The 17,844-nt window shown below is 75.1% G+C and carries 16 protein-coding genes; 13 read left to right on the forward strand and 3 right to left on the reverse strand.

The annotated features are described in order from the left end of the window. Positions 1–37 precede the first annotated feature (37 nt). The 9 genes from D4B81_RS07335 (at position 38) to D4B81_RS07375 (ending at position 8,841) form a co-directional block, all read left to right on the forward strand. Entirely contained in the window at positions 38–1,225 is a 1,188-nt protein-coding gene (locus D4B81_RS07335) for a citrate/2-methylcitrate synthase (RefSeq protein WP_122261905.1), read from the forward strand. Between the two features lie 21 nt (positions 1,226–1,246). After that, complete coding sequence (locus D4B81_RS07340) at positions 1,247–2,032, forward strand: nucleotidyltransferase domain-containing protein (protein WP_122261772.1); 786 nt, start codon at positions 1,247–1,249, stop codon at positions 2,030–2,032. Positions 2,033–2,227: 195 nt separating this feature from the next. Further along, a complete protein-coding gene (locus D4B81_RS07345) occupies positions 2,228–3,523 on the forward strand; it encodes a DUF6986 family protein (RefSeq protein WP_122261773.1) in 1,296 nt (431 codons plus the stop codon). A 31-nt stretch (positions 3,524–3,554) separates the two neighbouring features. After that, a complete protein-coding gene (gene pucL / locus D4B81_RS07350; RefSeq protein ID WP_122261774.1) occupies positions 3,555–4,481 on the forward strand; it encodes a factor-independent urate hydroxylase in 927 nt (308 codons plus the stop codon). 10 nt (positions 4,482–4,491) lie between these two features. Then, positions 4,492–4,983, forward strand: a complete 492-nt coding sequence (gene uraD, locus D4B81_RS07355; RefSeq protein ID WP_122261775.1) for a 2-oxo-4-hydroxy-4-carboxy-5-ureidoimidazoline decarboxylase — start codon at positions 4,492–4,494, stop codon at positions 4,981–4,983. Between the two features lies 1 nt (position 4,984). Continuing rightward, positions 4,985–5,305, forward strand: a complete 321-nt coding sequence (uraH, locus tag D4B81_RS07360; RefSeq protein WP_122261776.1) for a hydroxyisourate hydrolase — start codon at positions 4,985–4,987, stop codon at positions 5,303–5,305. A 5-nt stretch (positions 5,306–5,310) separates the two neighbouring features. Beyond that, a complete protein-coding gene (locus tag D4B81_RS07365) occupies positions 5,311–6,483 on the forward strand; it encodes a glycerate kinase (RefSeq protein WP_122261777.1) in 1,173 nt (390 codons plus the stop codon). A 172-nt stretch (positions 6,484–6,655) separates the two neighbouring features. Then, the gene (gene allB, locus D4B81_RS07370) at positions 6,656–8,029 is read left to right on the forward strand and encodes an allantoinase AllB (protein WP_202613613.1); all 1,374 of its coding nucleotides are present in this window, start codon (positions 6,656–6,658) and stop codon (positions 8,027–8,029) included. Further along, a complete protein-coding gene (locus D4B81_RS07375; protein ID WP_122261778.1) occupies positions 8,026–8,841 on the forward strand; it encodes a bifunctional allantoicase/(S)-ureidoglycine aminohydrolase in 816 nt (271 codons plus the stop codon). Before allB ends, D4B81_RS07375 begins: the two co-directional genes overlap by 4 nt. On the opposite strand, the gene D4B81_RS07380 is transcribed toward D4B81_RS07375, so the two are convergent. From D4B81_RS07380 to D4B81_RS19140, 3 genes are read right to left on the reverse strand one after another with little or no spacing between them, the layout of a single operon-like run. Then, positions 8,816–9,532 (reverse strand): esterase/lipase family protein, encoded by a 717-nt coding sequence (locus D4B81_RS07380; protein ID WP_237565876.1) that lies wholly within the window; start codon positions 9,530–9,532, stop codon positions 8,816–8,818. The two genes, D4B81_RS07375 and D4B81_RS07380, sit on opposite strands and share 26 nt — an antisense overlap. 41 nt (positions 9,533–9,573) lie before the next feature. Beyond that, positions 9,574–10,341, reverse strand: a complete 768-nt coding sequence (locus tag D4B81_RS07385; RefSeq protein ID WP_122261779.1) for an alpha/beta fold hydrolase — start codon at positions 10,339–10,341, stop codon at positions 9,574–9,576. Between the two features lie 25 nt (positions 10,342–10,366). Then, entirely contained in the window at positions 10,367–11,281 is a 915-nt protein-coding gene (locus D4B81_RS19140; protein ID WP_122261780.1) for a CPBP family intramembrane glutamic endopeptidase, read from the reverse strand. 233 nt (positions 11,282–11,514) lie between these two features. On the opposite strand from D4B81_RS19140, the gene D4B81_RS07395 reads away from it, so the two are divergent. The 4 genes from D4B81_RS07395 to D4B81_RS07410 are packed head-to-tail and all read left to right on the forward strand — an operon-like array spanning position 11,515 to position 17,749. After that, positions 11,515–13,098 (forward strand): xanthine dehydrogenase small subunit, encoded by a 1,584-nt coding sequence (locus D4B81_RS07395; RefSeq protein ID WP_122261781.1) that lies wholly within the window; start codon positions 11,515–11,517, stop codon positions 13,096–13,098. Beyond that, the gene (gene xdhB / locus D4B81_RS07400) at positions 13,095–15,560 is read left to right on the forward strand and encodes a xanthine dehydrogenase molybdopterin binding subunit (RefSeq protein ID WP_122261782.1); all 2,466 of its coding nucleotides are present in this window, start codon (positions 13,095–13,097) and stop codon (positions 15,558–15,560) included. Before D4B81_RS07395 ends, xdhB begins: the two co-directional genes overlap by 4 nt. A gap of 48 nt (positions 15,561–15,608) precedes the next feature. Beyond that, the gene (gene xdhC, locus D4B81_RS07405) at positions 15,609–16,448 is read left to right on the forward strand and encodes a xanthine dehydrogenase accessory protein XdhC (RefSeq protein WP_122261783.1); all 840 of its coding nucleotides are present in this window, start codon (positions 15,609–15,611) and stop codon (positions 16,446–16,448) included. Beyond that, positions 16,445–17,749, forward strand: coding sequence for a guanine deaminase (locus D4B81_RS07410; protein ID WP_122261784.1), 1,305 nt, complete (start codon positions 16,445–16,447; stop codon positions 17,747–17,749). Before xdhC ends, D4B81_RS07410 begins: the two co-directional genes overlap by 4 nt. Positions 17,750–17,844 lie beyond the last annotated feature (95 nt).

The raw sequence follows: 17,844 nt of genomic DNA on the forward strand, positions 1-17,844 counted from the left end.
TAGAGTTGATCCCCATGTCAACGTTGATCCTGTCAACATGAAGCCGGGTGGGGACGGCCCGGGGGAGCTGACGACCGCCCAGGTCGCGGACTACCTCGGCGTCAAGGTGCAGACCGTCTACGCCTACGTCAGCCGCGGCGTCCTCACGCCCCGTCGCCGCGACCCGGCGGTGGGCAGCCTCTTCGCGCTGGCCGACGTCAAGGGCCTGGTGGGTGGCGGCCGCTCCGGCCGTCGACGGAGGCCCGGCACCAGCGAGGACGTGCGCACCGCGGTGACCGAGGTCCGCCCCGGACGCCTCTCCTACCGCGGCCGAGACGTCCGCGACCTGGCCGGACGGGTGCCCTTCGAGGCGGTCCGCGCCCTGCTCACGGGCCTGCCGCAGGAGCAGGACGACCCTGCGGGAGGTCTGCCGTCGGGCCCGGACCGTGCCGCCCTCGCCCGGGTGCTCGGGGCCCTCCCGGAGGGGGCCACGCCGATGGACCGCTTCAAGCACGCGGTGCTGGTCGCCGGGGCGACCGACGTGGGGCGGCGGGACCGGACGCCCGCGGCGTTCGCCCGGGCCGGCGCCCGCGCCGTCTCCCTCATGGCGCTCTCCCTCCCCGGGGCGCGGCCGGCGCCCACCCTCGGCGAGGCGCTCGCCATACCCCTCGCGCCGTGCCCGCCCCCGACCCTCGACGCCGCGCTGGTGCTCCTGGCCGACCACGACCTCGCCGTGTCCACGACGGCGGTCCGGGTCGCGGTGTCCTCGGGGGCCGACCCCTACGGCGCGCTCCTCGCCGGCCTCGCCGCGGCCGACAGCCCGCTGCACATGACCGCGTCGTCGCTGGCGCTCGACTGGCTCCGCTCGGCCCTTGCCGCCCCGCAGGACGCCCTCGACGCGGCGCTCACCCGCGGCCGCCCGCCCGGCTTCGGGCACGTCGTCTACACCGAGCAGGACCCTCGCGCGCAGGTCCTGCTCGACCTGCTCGGGCCGCACCTGCCCCCGGGCGAGCTGGCGGCGCTGCGGCGGATCGGGTCCGAGCTGCTGGAGCGGCGGGGCTGGGTGCTCAACGTCGACGTCGGCCTGGCGCTGCTCGCCCACGTCCACGGGCTGCCCCGCTGGGCCGGGACCGCGGTCTTCGCCTGCGCCCGCACCGCCGGCTGGACGGCGCACGCGCTCGAGGAGCTGGCGGAGCCGGGGATGCGGTTCCGGCTGCGCGGGGTCTACAGCGGTCCCCGGTCCTGAGGCCCGTGGCACCCTGGGCGGGTGCCACCCCTCCCGCCCCCGCAGGGCATCGACGCCCAGGGCTTCGTCGTGCGCGAGGGCGACCGCGCCCGCGTCCCGGCCCCTTTCCTCCCCCTCGTCAGCAGGTATGTCGAGCTCGTCACCTCCGCCTTCGCCGACGTGCACAGCGTCTACCTCTACGGCAGCCTCCCTCGGGGCACGGCCCGGGTGGGCAGCTCCGACCTCGACGGCCAGGTGGTCCTGAGCCGGCCGGTGACCCCGGCCGACCAGGAGGTGCGGCGACAGGTCGAGACCGAGCTGGCGGCGGCATACCCGGTGGTCGACGGCGTGGGCGTCCTGCTCGACGACCGCGCGGTGATGCTGGACCCGGGCAACCGGTTCGACCACGGCTTCCACCTGCGGGTGCTGTGCACGCCGGTGGGGGGCCCCGACGCCGGCGCGGACGTGCCCCCCCACCGCCCGGACGTCGACCTGGCCCGCGGTGTCCAGGGGGACTGGCGCGCGGTCCTGGCCCGGCTGCGCGAGGAGGGACCGACGGCCGGCGGGGAGCGGGCCTACTGCCGGGCGGTCGGACGCCGGCTCACCCGCCTCGCCTTCACCTGGGGAATGCCGCGGTGGGGCGGCTGGACGAGCGACCCGGTGGTCATCACGCAGGTCGTCGGAGCGCTGGAGCCGGGGTGGGAGGACCCGGTCGACGAGGCGGTCGGGCTGGGGTGGCACGGGGTGACCGACGTCCCGCTCGCGCACCGGCTGCTGGGTGCCTGGACCGACGAGCTGGTCGCCGCGGGCACCGAGCTGGGTGCGTGACCCGCTGGCCCGGTTCCGGTGCGTGACGCCGGACGGGCACATCGGGGGTCGAGCCCGCCCTCCGACCCCGGTTCCGGCGATCGTGCCCGTTCGGCGTCACGACGAGAACCGTCTGGCTCGAGCCGGGCAGCCGTCCAGCAGACTGGGCAGGAGCAGCCGTCCCGGCCGGACGGCAGCAACCGCCGAGGAGGCACGATGACCGCGCACCACCAGCCGGACCGCCAGGACCCCCCCGACGCGCAGGCCGACCTCTCCGACGTGCTCGCCGCGGAGCTCGACGACCTGCTCCGCGCTGACGACGAGGCGCTCGTCGCGCGCTTCCCCGGCGACACGGCCGCGCGCCAGCCGGTCCACACGGTCTACGTGCCCGCCGACCGGTACGGCGCGGACCTCGTGGCCCGGTGGGGCGAGCAGGCGGGACGCGCGCTCGACGAGAACGAGGGCCTGCTCGCGGAGCTCGTCGGCGACCGCGCCGAGGAGGTGCTCCCCCTCGTCCGCGCCAAGCTGGCGCGGGAGCCGGTCGAGGACCTGCGGATCGACCTCGAGGACGGCTACGGGCGACGGCCCGACGAGGAGGAGGACACCGACGTCGACGCCGCGGCGGCCGCGCTCGCCGCCACTCGGCAGGACGGGACCGCGCCCCCCTTCGCCGGGATCCGCGTCCGCTCGTTCGAGGGGCCGACCCGGACCCGGGGGGTGCGCACGCTGACCCGGTTCGTGCAGGGGCTGGTCGCGGCCGGGGGCTCGCTCGACGGGGTGGTCGTCACCCTGCCCAAGGTGACCAGCGTGGCCCAGGTCGAGGCGATGGTGCTGGCCTGCGACCGGCTGGAGGCCGCCCTCGGCCTGCCGCACCGGGCGCTGCGCTTCGAGATCCAGGTCGAGACGCCGCAGTCGGTCCTCGGGCCGGACGGCACCGCGCCCGTGGCCCGGATGATCCACGCGGGCGCCGGCCGGGTCAGCGGGCTGCACTACGGCACCTACGACTACTCGGCGTTCTGCGGCATACCCGCGTCCTCGCAGTCCCTGGACCACCCGGTGGCCGACCACGCCAAGCTGGTCATGCAGGCGGCCGCCGCGGGCACCGGGGTGCGGCTCTCGGACGGCTCGACCAACGTGCTGCCGGTCGGCACGCCCGAGCAGGTCCGCGACGGCTGGGCGCTGCACCTGCGGCTGGTCCGCCGGGCCCTCGAGCGCGGCTACTACCAGGGCTGGGACCTGCACCCCTCCCAGCTGCCGAGCCGGTTCGCGGCGACCTACGCGTTCTACCGCGAGCACCTGCCCGCGGCCGCCCGGCGCCTGCGCGACTACCTCGACACGGCGTCGGCCCCGGGGACGGTCCTGGACGAGCCGGCCACGGCGCGCACCCTCGCCGACCTCCTCGTCCGCGGGCTCGACTGCGGCGCCCTGCTCCCCGCCGAGGTGGAGGCCGCGGCGGGGATCACCGCGGCCGACCTCCAGGCGCTCGCCCGCCCCCGCCGGGGTGGTCCTTGACGCTCCCCCCGGTGCCACCTAGGGTCCGGGGATGACCGACGGCGACGGCATCGTGCTCGGGACCAACCAGTACGGCAAGGCCGAGAACCGCGTCGTCCGCGTCTACCGCGACACCCCCCGCCACCGGATCCGCGACCTCAACGTCTCCACCGCGCTGCGCGGGGACTTCGCCGCCGCGCACACCGACGGCGACCAGCGGGACATCCTCCCCACCGACACCCAGAAGAACACCGTCTTCGCCTACGCCAAGGAGGTGGGGGTCAGCTCGCCGGAGGAGTATGCCGTGGCGCTGGCCACGCGCTTCCTCGTCGCCGCGCCGAGGGCGACCGGCGCGCAGGTCAGCGTGCACGAGTACGTCTGGGACCGGGTGGAGGTCGACGGGCAGCCGGGGGGCCACGACCACAGCTTCGTCCGGCGCGGCACCGAGACCCGCACCTGCGTGGTGACGGTCGAGGGGCGGGGCGCCGATCAGCTCGTCTGGGTCGTCTCCGGCCTGCAGGACCTCCTGGTGCTCAAGACCACCGGGTCGGAGTTCCGTGGCTACCTCCGGGACGGTTACACGACGCTGGAGGAGGTCGACGACCGCGTGATGGCCACCTCCCTCACCGCCCGCTGGAGGTGGAGCGGCACCGACGGGGTGGACCTCGACGCCGCCTACGCCTCGGTGCGGCAGCAGTGCCTGGCGGCCTACGCGACGACCTACAGCCGCGCGCTGCAGGAGACCCTCTACGCGATGGGCCGCGCGGTCCTGGGGACGCACCCGCAGATCGCCGAGATCCGCTTCTCCGCCCCCAACAAGCACCACGTCCTCTGCGACCTGGGCCCGTTCGGCCTGACCAACGACGGGGAGGTCTTCCACGCCGCCGACCGGCCCTACGGGCTCATCGAGGCGACCGTGACCCGGGAGGACGCCGGCGACCCGGGCGAGGCGTGGACCGCCGTGCCGGCGTTCGCGTGAGGGCCCGGCCGTGACCGGCGCCCCCCTCCTCGACACGCTGCCCGACGAGCAGGCGGCGGCGCTGCTGCGCGGCTGCCTCGACGTCCCCCGCTGGGTGGCCGAGGTCCTCGCGGGCCGTCCCTACGGCGACCGCCGCGGGCTGCTGGCGACCGCCGACCTCGCCGCCCGCAGCCTGACCGACGCCGAGGTCGACGCCGCCCTGGCCGGGCACCCCCGGATCGGCGAGCGTCCGGGCGAGGGCCACAACGTCGAGGCCTCCGCCCGGGAGCAGGCCGGGGTCGACGCCGACGACGCGGGCACCGCCGCGCGCCTGGCCGCCGGCAACGCGGCCTACGAGCGGCGGTTCGACCGGGTGTTCCTCGTCCGTGCCGCGGGACGGTCCGCCGAGGAGATCCTCGCCGAGCTCGAGCGGAGGCTCGGCAACGACGACGACACCGAGCGTGCCGAGGTGGCCGACACCCTCCGGCAGATCGCGCTGCTCCGGCTCGAGCAGGCGGTCTGACGTGGCGACGCTGTCCACCCACGTCCTCGACACCGCCCTCGGTCGGCCGGCGGCCGGGGTCGCGGTGACCCTGACCACCCCCGCGGGCGACCGCCTCGGCGGCGGCGTCACCGACGCCGACGGGCGGGTGGGGGCGGTCGGCCCCGACCTCGGGCCCGGGACCTACGTGCTGACCTTCGCGACCGGCGACTACCACCGGGTGACCGGGCAGGAGGGGTTCTACCCGAGCGTCGCGGTGGCCTTCACGGTGGGCGGGGCCGAGCACTACCACGTGCCGCTGCTGCTCAACCCCTACGGCTACTCGACCTACCGGGGCAGCTGAGAGGGGTGACCTGCGTCCTGCTCGCCCCGGACAAGTTCAAGGGCACGCTCACCGCCGCCGAGGTCGCCGGCCACCTGCGGACCGGGCTGCTGGAGGTCCGGCCGGACGTCGAGGTGGTGACGGTGCCGGTCGCCGACGGTGGCGACGGGCTGCTGGACGCCGCCGCGTCGGTCGGCTACCGCTCCGTGGAGCTCGAGGCGTCGGGACCGCTCGGCGAGGCGGCCCCGACGAGGTATGTCGTGCACGGCACCCGGGCGGTGCTGGAGATGGCGGAGGTGTGCGGCCTCGCCCGGCTCGGCGGGCACCTGGCCCCCCTGGAGGCGACGAGCGCCGGCCTCGGCGAGGTGGTCGCCCACGCGCTCGACCGTGGCGCGGGCGAGATCGTCCTCGGCATCGGCGGGAGCGCCTCCACCGACGGTGGCGCCGGCCTGCTCACCGCCCTCGGCGCCCGGTTGCTGGACGAGCGCGGAGGGCCGGTCCCCCCGGGCGGCGCCGGCCTGCGGCTGCTGGCGGACGTCGACCTGTCCGGCCTGCACCCCCGGCTCGGCGACGTCGGGCTGGTGGTCGCCTGCGACGTGGACAACCCCCTGACCGGACCGACGGGGGCGGCCGCGGTGTACGGCCCCCAGAAGGGCGCCGACCCCGACCAGGTGCTGCTGCTCGACCATGCCCTCGGGCACCTGGCCGACGTCGTGGCGCGGCGGACCGGCCAGGACCTGCGGGACACCCCGGGGGCCGGGGCGGCGGGCGGGGTCGGGTTCGCGGCGCTGGCCGTGCTGGGCGCGCGCCTGCGGCCCGGGGTGGACGTCGTGCTGGAGCTCACCGGGTTCGACGACGCCCTCCCCGGGTGCGACCTGGTCGTCACGGGCGAGGGGTCGCTGGACGAGCAGACCCTGCACGGCAAGGCCCCGGCGGGGGTGGCGGCGGCGGCCCGGAGGGCGGGCATCCCCGTCGTCGCGGTCGCCGGCACCGTCCTCCTCGACGCGGACCGGCTGGCGCGCGCCGGCATCTCGCGCGCCTGGGCGATCGCCGACCTCGCCTCCGACCCGGACGAGTCCTTCACCCGCCCCGGCCCGCTGCTGGTGGAGGTCGGTCGCCGGATCGCCGCCGACCACCTGCCGTCGGGGCCCGCCGGGGTGCCGTCACCCTCGGGGGACCTCCATCACCCTCCAGCGTGATGAGGCTTCCGGGAAGGTGACCGCACTCCCCCGCGCTGCGCAACCGGACCTGACCGCACACCTGCGCCGGGGCTCGCCCGGACGGCGCCGGTGTGCGCGAGGATGGGGCCATGGAGGCCCTCCCACCCGCTCCCGACCCTGGCGCCCCGACCGCTCCCGAGCGGGACGTGCCGTGAGCGGCGGCCTGGACCTCCTCGTCCGCGCCCGGCGGGCGGTCGTGGGGGGCGAGCACGCCGAACGGCCGGCGGTCGTCGGGGTCGGCGACGGCCGCATCCTCTGGGTCGAGGAGTGGGACCCGGACAGCCCCCGGACCGGTCACGGCGCCGACGAGCTCGCGGCGCAGGTGGTCGAGCTGGCCGACGACGAGGTGCTGCTGCCGGGCCTCGTGGACACCCACGTGCACGTCAACGAGCCGGGCCGCACCGAGTGGGAGGGCTTCGCCTCGGCCACCCGGGCCGCCGCCGCCGGCGGCGTCACCACCCTCGTCGACATGCCCCTGAACAGCCTGCCCCCGACCGTCACCGTCGACGCCCTCCGGGTCAAGCAGGACGCCGCCCGCGGACAGGTCCACGTCGACGTCGGCTTCTGGGGCGGCGCCGTCCCCGACCACCTCGAGGACCTGGCGGCGCTGCACGAGGCGGGGGTGCTGGGGTTCAAGTGCTTCCTCGCCGACTCCGGCGTCGAGGAGTTCCCCCACCTCGACGCAGCCACGTTCGCCCGCGCCATGGACCTCACGGCCGGCCTCGGCGCCCTCATGGTCGTGCACGCGGAGGACGCCGACGCCCTCGCGCGGGCCGCCGTCGCGGGACCGGGCTATGCCGACTTCCTCGCCTCGCGCCCCGCCGACGCCGAGGTCCTCGCCGTCGAGCGCGTCGTCGCGCAGGCCCGCCGCACCGGCGGGCGGGCGCACGTGCTGCACCTCTCGGCCGCCGACGCCGTTCCGGTCCTGCACGCCGCCCGCGCGGAGGGCCTGCACCTGTCGGCCGAGACCTGCCCGCACTACCTGACGCTCACCGCCGAGGAGGTCCCCGCCGGCGGGACGCAGTTCAAGTGCTGCCCGCCGATCCGCGACCGCGGCAACCAGGACCGCCTCTGGGACGCGCTGGTCGCGGGCGACGTCGACCTCGTCGTCTCCGACCACTCACCCTCGACGGCCGACCTCAAGCACCTCGGCACCGGTGACTTCGGCACCGCCTGGGGCGGGATCTCCTCGCTGCAGGTGGGCCTGCCGGCGGTGTGGACGCGGGCGCGCGGGCGCGGCATACCCCTGCCCGAGGTGGTCCGGTGGATGGCGACCCGCCCCGCCGACCTCGTCGGCCTCGCCACCAAGGGCCGGCTCGAGGTCGGTGCCGACGCGGACCTCGTCGCCTTCGCGCCCGAGGAGGAGTGGCAGGTCGACGTCGAGCGCCTGCACCACCGCAACCCCGTCAGCGCCTACGCCGGCGCACGCCTCACCGGCGCGGTCCGCCGCACCTGGCTGCGCGGCATACCCGTGACCGGCGAGGACCCTCCCCGCGGACGCCTGCTGGAGAGAGGACACGCATGAGCTCCTACGCGACCCCGCCCGGCGGCCTGCCCCCGCAGACCCAGCTCACCACCAACCGTGCGCGGTTCACCGAGGCCTACGCCGTCCTCCCCCGCGGCACGATGACCGACATCGTCACCAGCGCGCTCCCGCACTGGGAGGGCACCCGCCTCTGGGTGGTGGCGCGGCCGATGACCGGTTTCGCGGAGACCTTCTCGCAGTATGTCGTCGAGGTCGCCCCGGGCGGGGGCTCGGACCGGCCCGAGCTGGAGCGCCGTGCCGAGGCGGTCCTCCTCGTGGTCGGGGGTGCGCTGACGTTGACGCTGGACGGGCGGGTGCACGAGCTCGTGGCCGGCGGCTACGCCTGGCTGCCGCCGGGTGCGGCGTGGACGCTGCGCAACGGCGGGCCGGAGGTGGCGACCTTCCACTGGGTCCGCAAGGCCTACGAGGCGGTCGACGGCATCGAGGTGCCCGAGGCGTTCGTCACCCACGAGTCGCATGTGGAGGCGGTGGAGATGCCCGGCACGGAGGGCGCCTGGCGCACCCAGCGCTTCGTCGACCCCGCTGACGTGCGGCACGACATGCACGTCAACATCGTGACCTTCGAGCCGGGCGGGGCCATCCCGTTCCCGGAGACGCACGTGATGGAGCACGGGCTCTACGTCCTCGAGGGCAAGGCGGTCTACCTGCTCAACGAGGACTGGGTCGAGGTCGAGGCCGGCGACTTCATGTGGCTGCGCGCGTTCTGCCCGCAGGCCTGCTACGCGGGCGGGCCGGGGCGGTTCCGCTACCTGCTCTACAAGGACGTCAACCGGCACGCCCGGCTCTGGTAGGCGGCTCCTGCGCGGCCGTGGCCACCGCGTCCAGCAGCTCGCGCTGCCCGATGATGCGGAAGTGCCCGGAGGTCCGCAGCGGCACGTTGGTCGCCCCCTCGAGACGGCTGCCGCCGGGGATGTGCGGGTCGAAGGCGCCCCAGATCGAGGTGATCCGGGCGTTGACCTCCAGCTGCTCGCCCAGCCGGCGCAGGGTCGCGTCGCGCGGCGAGAACGCGCGGACGGTGGGCAGGAGGAAGAGGCGGGCGTAGACCGAGCCGGCGAAGGGAGTCGCGACCGCGATCATCCGCGCGATCCTGCCGTCCGGGTCGTGGTGCAGCATGGTCTGCTTCCCGATCAGCCCGCCCTTGCTGTGCGCCACGACGAGCACGTCGCGCAGGTCGGCACGCCGCAGGTAGTCGCCCACGACCTCGGCGCTCGCGGCCACGGTGCGGGTGTTCCAGCCCAGGTCGGGAAGCACGTGGACCGGGTGGCCGCGGCCGGCGAGCAGGTCGGCGACCGGGCGCAGGAACTGCCAGCGCTCGTAGACGCCGGGGAGCAGCAGCACCGGGCGACCGGTGAGGGCGGGGTCGAGGTAGGTGTCGGGGTCCGTGCGGAACAGCACCCCGTGCACCTGCCAGAAGCCGACGTAGCCGTAGTCGAGCAGCCAGGACCAGCCCTGCGACAGCAGGCGGCCCGGGCTCCTCCTCACGACCCCTCCCGGTCGGGGACCGCACCTGCCGGGCGCACGGCTCAGGCCGTCCCGGGCCGCTCCGCCGCGCGGGCGGCGTGGGCGAGGATCTCGTCGGCGACCAGCTCGGGACGGGCCCACATCAGGACGTGCGGCGCCCCCGGAACCTCCACCACCCGGGCGTCCGGCGCCCTCCGGCCCAGCTCCTCGACCCAGGCCCGGGGCGCGATGACGTCGCGGCTGCCCCGCAGCAGGAGCAGCGGCTGGGCCAGGCGCGCCACCGCCTCCTCCGTGCGGTAGCCGAGCATCGCCGGCAGCGTCGCGAGGTACCAGCGGGGCCCCGCCTGGGCGTAGTCGCTGAGGACCACCCAGTTGGACGAGGGACCCTCCCGCAGGACGTCCCGGAAGAGCCGCCAGCCCTGACGTCCGGCGCTGCGCGCCAGCGGGTCGACGACCGGACCCATCGCCACGACGGGCCCGACGAGGTCGCCGCCCTGCAGCGCCGCCTCGACGACCACCTGGGCGCCCATGGAGTGCCCCACGAGCACCGGGCGGTCCAGGCGGGCCGAGCGCAGGTGGTCGACGACGTGGTCCGCGTGCGCCTCGATGCTCAGCGCCTGGTCGGGCCGGGGAGCCGCGCCGAACCCCGGCAGCTCCAGGACGTGCACGTCGCAGGTGCGCGCGAGCACCCGGGCCAACGGCTGGTAGTAGCGCGCACCGACCCCGATCCCGTGGACCAGGACGACCGGCTGACCGCTCGCGGGGCCGAACCGGCGCACGACCATGGTGCGTCCCTCGTGCTCGACCTCGTCGACGTCCTGCCAGCGCATGGAGGACGACACTACGTCGCGCAGCTCACGCGGGCTGCATGCTGCCGTCCCGGACGGGACGGGCGGTGAGCGTCCGCGCTCCGTAGCGGCGGAGGAGCACGATGGCGACGACCCACGGGAGGAGGGGGAAGACCGCCTGCGCGGCAGGGTGCTCGGCGGACAGGATGAGGTAGGACTGGACGATGTTGAACCAGCCGTGCAGCACGATGACCCAGAACACGCTCTGGGTGTTGTTGTAGATCCAGGTGATCACGATGGTCCAGCCGACGATGCCGAGCGTCAGGCCGAGCAGGATCGGCACGACCAGCCCGAGGTGGACGTTCCCGAGCAGGTACGGCCCCACGAGGACCGACGGGATGTGCCACAGTCCCCAGCCGATACCCAGCAGCCAGCTCGCCCGCTCGGCGCTGTGCCGCCGCTGCAGCTCCGGGAGCGCATAGCCCCGCCAGCCGACCTCCTCGGCGAGCCCGGTGCAGATGAGCATGTAGAGCAGGAGCGGCACGAACGCACCGAGCGGGAGGAGCGGGTCAAAGCCGACGGGCCGGGCACCGTTGGCCAGGAAGGCGACGGCCAGGCTGACCAGGGCGAGCGCCACCGGCAGAAGGAGGACGATCACGACCCACCGTGGCGCCACCCTCACCGTGGTCACGCGGCGCCACAGGTCCCGCAGCCCCTCGCGCCCGCCGACCAGACCGGTCACCACCACACCGGCGAGCGTCGGGCCGAAGGCGAAGGAGAAGAGGAACAGGTAGGGCGCCAGGCCGGGGTGCAGCTCCCCCCCGGCGAGGTCCAGGAAGTGGGCGGTGTTGGCCTCGTTGGAGAGCGTCACCCCCTCGCGTCGCGCGAAGAGGTATCCGGGCAGCTGAGCCGTCCAGCTGATGACGTACGCGAGGAGGAAGAAGACCACGAGCTGGTGCCGTACCACCCAGGTCCGTGCCATCGGACTCACATCCCATCTCTCGATGCCCTGAGGTGCTTCTTCGACGGTAGGCCGGGGTCCCGGGACGGCACACCCGTCGGATGTCCGGAGATGCCCCTGACACTTGTCAGTGTCGAGAGCACGCCCGTGCTCCCGCGGGACGTCGTTGATGCGGCGCTGCCGTGCAGGTAGCGTGACCGCATCGACACCCGGCCAGGGCCTTGCTCGGCATCGATCACCGGCAGGAGGCCAGCATGACGACGACGTCGCCCGACACCCGGCAGGGAAGCGTGCCCGCACCGGAGGTCGCGCCCGGCCTGACCGTCAACGGCACCGCCGCGCTCCTGGGCGCAGACGTCACCCCGCACACCACCGTCCTGGACTGGCTGCGCGGGCGCGGGCTGACCGGGGCCAAGGAGGGCTGCGCGGAGGGGGAGTGCGGCGCCTGCGCGGTGCTGGTCGCCCGCCCAGCCACGCCCGGTGCGGACGACGCGGACGGGGCAGGGTCCGCCACCGAGTGGCTGGCCGTCAACGCCTGCCTCATCCCGGTGGCGGCGCTCGACGGCCAGGAGGTCGTCACGGCGGAGGGCCTGGGGTCGCCCGACCGGCTGCACCCGGTCCAGCGGGAGCTGGCCGACCGCGGAGGTTCCCAGTGCGGCTACTGCACACCGGGTTTCGTCTGTGCGATGGCCGCGGAGTACTACCGTCCCGACCGGGCCCCCCGCGAGCGCGACCACGCCGACGACCCCACCCACGAGGACGCCGACCCGGCCGAGCCGGCGAGCGCTCCCGACGACGAGCACGGCCCCAACGGCTTCGACCTGCACGCGCTCTCGGGCAACCTGTGTCGGTGCACCGGCTACCGCCCGATCCGCGACGCCGCCTACGCGCTCGGCCCCCCCGGCCTCGACGACGCGTTCGCGGAGCGGCGCAGGTGCGCGCCGCCGGTGCCGCGGCATACCCGCCTGGAGGCGGACGGCGCACGGTTCGTGCGCCCGCGCGACCTGGCGGAGGCGGTCGCGCTCCTCGCCGAGCACCCCGACGCGCTCGTCGTGGCCGGCTCGACCGACGTCGGCGTCGAGCTCAACCTGCGCGGGGCCAGGCCGTCCCTCCTCGTCGCCGTCGACCGGCTCCCGGAGCTGCGCGCGCTGGCCACCGACGGTGAGGAGATCGTCCTCGGCGCCGCGCTGACCCTGACCGAGATCGAGCGCGGCCTGGGCGGACGGGTGCCGCTCCTCGCGGAGCTGCTGCCGCAGTTCGCCTCCCGGCTGATCCGCAACGGCGCCACCCTCGGCGGCAACCTCGGCACGGCCTCGCCGATCGGCGACGCGGCGCCGGTGCTGCTCGCGCTGGAGGCCTCGCTCGTCCTGGTCGGACCCCGCGGCGAGCGGACGATCGCCTTCGCCGACTGCTTCACCGGCTACCGCGAGACCGTGCGGGACGCCGACGAGCTCATCCGCGAGGTGCGTATCCCGCGGCCGCTCGCGCGCACCACCGGCTTCACCAAGGTCGCCAAGCGCCGCTTCGACGACATCTCCAGCGTCTCGGTCGCGTTCGCGCTCGACGTCGAGGGCGGCACCGTGACCCGCGCACGCGTCGGTCTCGGCGGGGTCGCCGCGATGCCGCTGCGCGCGCTCGCCACCGAGGCGGCCCTGGAGGGTATGCCGTGGACGCGCGAGGCGGTCGCGTCCGCCGCCCGGGTCCTCGGCGGGGAGGGCACCCCGGTGTCCGACCACCGCGCCAGCGGGCGCTACCGTCGCGCCATGCTCGAGCAGTCGCTGCTCCGGCTGCACGCGCACCACCGGGACGCCGGGGCCGGTGCGGGGGCCGCGTCGTGAGCGCCCTGTCCGAGCGGCCCGCGAGCCCGGTCGTCGGCCGGGCGCTGCCCCACGAGTCCGCCGCGCTGCACGTCACGGGGCAGGCGCTCTACACCGACGACCTGACGCCGCGCACCAAGGACGTCCTCCACGCCTGGCCGGTCCAGTCGCCCCACGCCCACGCCCTGGTCACCGCGCTGCGCACCGACGCCGCCCTCGCCGTGCCGGGGGTCGTCCGCGTGCTGACCGCCGAGGACGTGCCGGGGATCAACGACGCCGGGGTCAAGGACGACGAGCCGCTCTTCCCGAGGGAGGTGTGCTTCGTCGGTCACGCCGTCTGCTGGGTGCTCGGCGAGACGCAGGAGGCGGCGCGGCGGGGTGCGGCCGCGGTCGAGGTCGACTACGAGCCGCTGCCGTCCGTCGTCACCCTGGCCGAGGCGGTCGCCGCGGAGAGCTTCCAGGGCGCCCAGCCGACCGTGGAGCGCGGGGACGTCGAGGCGGGACTGGCGCGTGCGGCATACACCTTCCACGGCGAGCTGGAGATGGCGGGGCAGGAGCACTTCTACCTCGAGACCAACGCGAGCCTGGCCACCGTCGAGGACGACGGCCGGATCTTCCTGCAGTGCAGCACCCAGCACCCCAGCGAGACGCAGGAGATCGTCGCGCACGTGCTCGGGGTGATGAGCTCGGACGTCACCGTCCAGTGCCTGCGGATGGGGGGCGGGTTCGGCGGCAAGGAGATGCAGCCGCACGGGTATGCCGCGGTCGCGGCCCTGGGGGCGGTGCTCACCGGGCGGCCGGTCCGGTTGCGGCTCAACCGGACCCAGGACCTGACGATGACCGGCAAGCGGCACGGCTTCCACGCGCGGTGGCGGGCGGGCTTCGACGGCGAAGGGCGGCTGGAGGCGCTCGAGGCGACGCTCACCTCCGACGGCGGCTGGAGCCTCGACCTGTCCGAGCCGGTGCTGGCGCGGGCCCTGTGCCACGTCGACAACGCCTACTGGATCCCGGACGTCCGTGTCACCGGTCGGGTCGCGAGGACCAACAAGACCTCGCAGACCGCTTTCCGCGGGTTCGGCGGGCCGCAGGGGATGCTCGTCATCGAGGACATCCTCGGCCGCTGCGCACCCCTGCTGGGGATCGAGCCCCACGAGCTGCGTCGCCGCAACTTCTACCGGGACGGGCAGCTGACGCCCTACGGGCAGACGATCACCCAGGCCGGGCACCTCGAGCGGGCCTGGGACCAGGTGACGCGGGAGGCGGAGCTGGAGCGGAGGCGGGCGGCCGTGGCCGAGTTCAACGCCACCCACGAGCACCTCCGGCGCGGGCTGGCGGTCACGCCGGTGAAGTTCGGGATCTCCTTCAACCTCACCGCGTTCAACCAGGCCGGGGCGCTCGTGCACGTCTACAAGGACGGGTCGGTGCTCGTCAACCACGGCGGGACGGAGATGGGGCAGGGCCTGCACACCAAGATGCTGCAGGTGGCCGCGACCAGCCTCGGGGTGCCGCTGGAGCGGGTGCGGCTGGCGCCGACGCGCACCGACAAGGTGCCCAACACCTCCGCCACCGCAGCCTCGTCGGGGGCCGACCTCAACGGGGCTGCGGTCAAGGACGCGTGCGAGCAGATCCAGGGACGGCTGGCCCAGGTGGCGGCGCAGCGGCTGGGGGTTCCCGTGCCGGACGTGCGCTTCGCCGACGGCGTGGTGTCGGGGCTGGGGACGACGGCGACGGTGCCGTGGGAGGACGTCGTGCACTCGGCCTACTTCGCGCGCGTGCAGCTCTTCGCCGCCGGCTACTACCGGACGGAGGGGCTGCACTGGGACTCCTCCGTGATGCGGGGCAGCCCGTTCAAGTACTTCGCCCACGGGGTGGCCGCCACCGAGGTGGAGGTGGACGGGTTCACCGGTGCCTACCGGACCCTGCGGGTGGACATCGTCCACGACGTCGGCGACAGCCTCTCGCCCCTGGTCGACATGGGCCAGATCGAGGGCGGTTTCGTCCAGGGCGCGGGCTGGCTGACGCTGGAGGACCTGCGCTGGGACGAGAGCGAGGGCGATCAGCGCGGGCGGCTGCTGACGCAGAGCGCGAGCACCTACAAGCTGCCGAGCTTCTCGGAGATGCCGCCGGTCCTCACCGTCCGGCTGCTCGAGCGGGCGCACGAGGAGGGCGCGGTGTACGGGTCCAAGGCGGTCGGCGAACCGCCGCTCATGCTGGCGTTCTCGGTGCGGGAGGCGCTGCGCCAGGCCTGCGCCGCGTTCGGGCCGGAGGGCACGAGCGTCGACCTGCCCAGCCCGGCGACGCCCGAGGCGGTGTTCTGGGCGCTGCAGGAGGCCCGCGAGGGTGACGTCGCCGGTCGGGGTGGCGGCCTTGTGGACGGTGACGTCGAGCCCGGGGCCGGTCCCCGCCCGCCAGGTCCCGACCCCGAGGCGCCGGAGCGCCGGCCGGAGTCCGAGACCGCCCTGCACGAGCTGTCGGAGGCCTGAGGTGCGGATCTCGAGGACGCAGCCGTACGGGCGCCGGGAGTCGCCCTGATGCGCTGGCTCGCGGCTGTCGAGCACCTGCGCGACCGCAGGATCGCCGGCGTGCTCGTCACCCTGACGGCGGTGCGCGGCCACGCCCCTCGCGACGCCGGCGCCAAGATGGTCGTCTCGGCGCGGGACACCTGGGACACGGTCGGCGGCGGCAACCTCGAGGCCGTCGCGGTCGAGCGGGCGAGGGCGATGCTGGCCGAGGGCGTCGGCGTCCCGCAGAGCTTCACCTCCTCCCTGACCGACCGTGCTCCCTCGACGCACGGGGTGCAGTGCTGCGGCGGGGAGGTCGGCGTGCTGCTCGAACCGCTCGCCGTCGTCCCCGCGGTCGCCGTCTTCGGGATGGGTCACGTCGGGTGGGAGCTGGCTCGTATCCTGGCCCGCCACGACCTCGACCTGCACCTCGTGGACACCCGTCCGGAGCAGCTCACCGAGGAGCTCCTCGCGGTCCTCGCCGACCCCGCCGCGCGGGTGCGCCCCCACCCGGTCCCCGCCCTGCCGGAGCTCGTCCTGCCCACCCTCCCCCGGGGCACCCACGTCCTCGTCATGACCCACGACCACGCCGAGGACGCCGCGCTCGTCGACGCCGCGCTGCGCACGGAGGGGCTCGCGACCGTCGGTCTCATCGGCTCGAGCGCCAAGTGGGCCCGCCTGCGGGGTCGGCTCCTGGAGGCGGGGCAGTCCGAGGAGGACCTCGCCCGCGTCGTCACGCCGGTCGGCCTGCCGGGTCTACCCGGCAAGGACCCCGCCGCCATCGCCGTGAGCGTCGCGGCCGACCTGCTCGTCCGCTTCGCCGCGCAGGAGCGGACGCTCGGCGCGGCGCCCCGGTCGGTCGCCCCGTGACGCTCTACCGCGGCACCTTCCTCGACACCCCCGCCGACCCCTTCTACGGCGGGACCCTGCGGGTCGAGGAGGACGGCGCGCTGCTCGTTGACCCGGCCGGGGTGATCCGCGACCGGGGGGGCTGGGAGAGCCGGCGCGCGGCATACCCGCAGGAGGAGGTGGTCGACCTGCGCGGTGGACTGGTGCTGCCCGGGCTGGTCGACACGCACGTCCACTTCCCGCAGGTGCGGGTCATCGGTGCCCTCGGGATGCCGCTTCTGGAGTGGCTCGAGCGCTGCGCGCTGCCGGAGGAGGCGAGGCTGGCGGACACCGGGTATGCCGAGGGGGTGGCGGTCGACCTCGTGCGTGGCCTGGCCGCTGCGGGGACCACCACGGCGCTCGTCTTCGGCTCGCACTTCGCCGGGGCCGTCGACGCGTTGTTCACCGAGGCGGACCGGGTCGGGCTGCGCGTCACCAGCGGCCTCGTGGTCAGCGACCGGGTGCTGCGGGAAGACCTCTTCACCACCCCCGACCGCGCGCACGCCGAGGGTCTGGAGCTCGCGAGACGCTGGCACGGCCTGCGGCGCAACAGGTATGCCGTCATCCCCCGTTTTTCCCTCTCCTGCACCGACGCGCTTCTCGCCTCGTGCGCGGCCCTGCAGGAGGAGGTCGAGGGGCTGTGGTTCACCTCGCACCTCAACGAGAACGTGGTGGAGGTCGACGCGGTGCGGGTGCTGTTCGAGGACGCCGAGCACTACCTGCACACCTATGCCGAGCACGGTCTCGTCGGGGGCCGGAGCGTGTTCGCCCACAACGTCCACCCCACGTACTCCGAGCTGGTCGAGCTGGCGGCGGCGGGGGCGAGCGTGTCCCACTGCCCGACGAGCAACTCGGCGCTGGGGAGCGGGTTGTTCCCCCTGCGGGCGCACGTCGAGCACGGGGTGCGGGTGGCGCTGGGGTCCGACGTCGGTGCCGGGACCGGGTTCTCGCTGCTCAAGGAGGGGTTGCAGGCCTACTTCATGCAGCAGCTGCTCGGGGCCGAGGGTCTTCCCCTGACCGCGGCGCACCTGCTGCACCTGGCGACGGCCGCCGGTGCCGACGCACTCGGGCTCGGGGACGTGGTCGGCCAGCTCTCCGTGGGGCACGAGTTCGACGCCGTGTGGCTGCGCCCTGCGGAGGGGACCACGCTCGACGTGGCGCTGCGGCACGCGCACTCGCCCGAGGAGGCGCTGGCGAAGGCTTTCGCGCTGGGGACGACGGCGGACGTGCGGGCGACGTGGGTCGCGGGTGGGGTCGTGAGCGGTGGGGCGATCGTGGCGTAGCCTTTCCACAGCGCGGAAGAACTCTTCCGCAGGCGTGGAGGTGAGTGGTGTCCGACCCGGTTGATCCGCTCGGGGCTTCCGCCCCTGCTGAGGTG

The organism is Ornithinimicrobium cerasi (assembly GCF_003702705.1).
Taxonomy (GTDB): domain Bacteria; phylum Actinomycetota; class Actinomycetes; order Actinomycetales; family Dermatophilaceae; genus Ornithinicoccus; species Ornithinicoccus cerasi.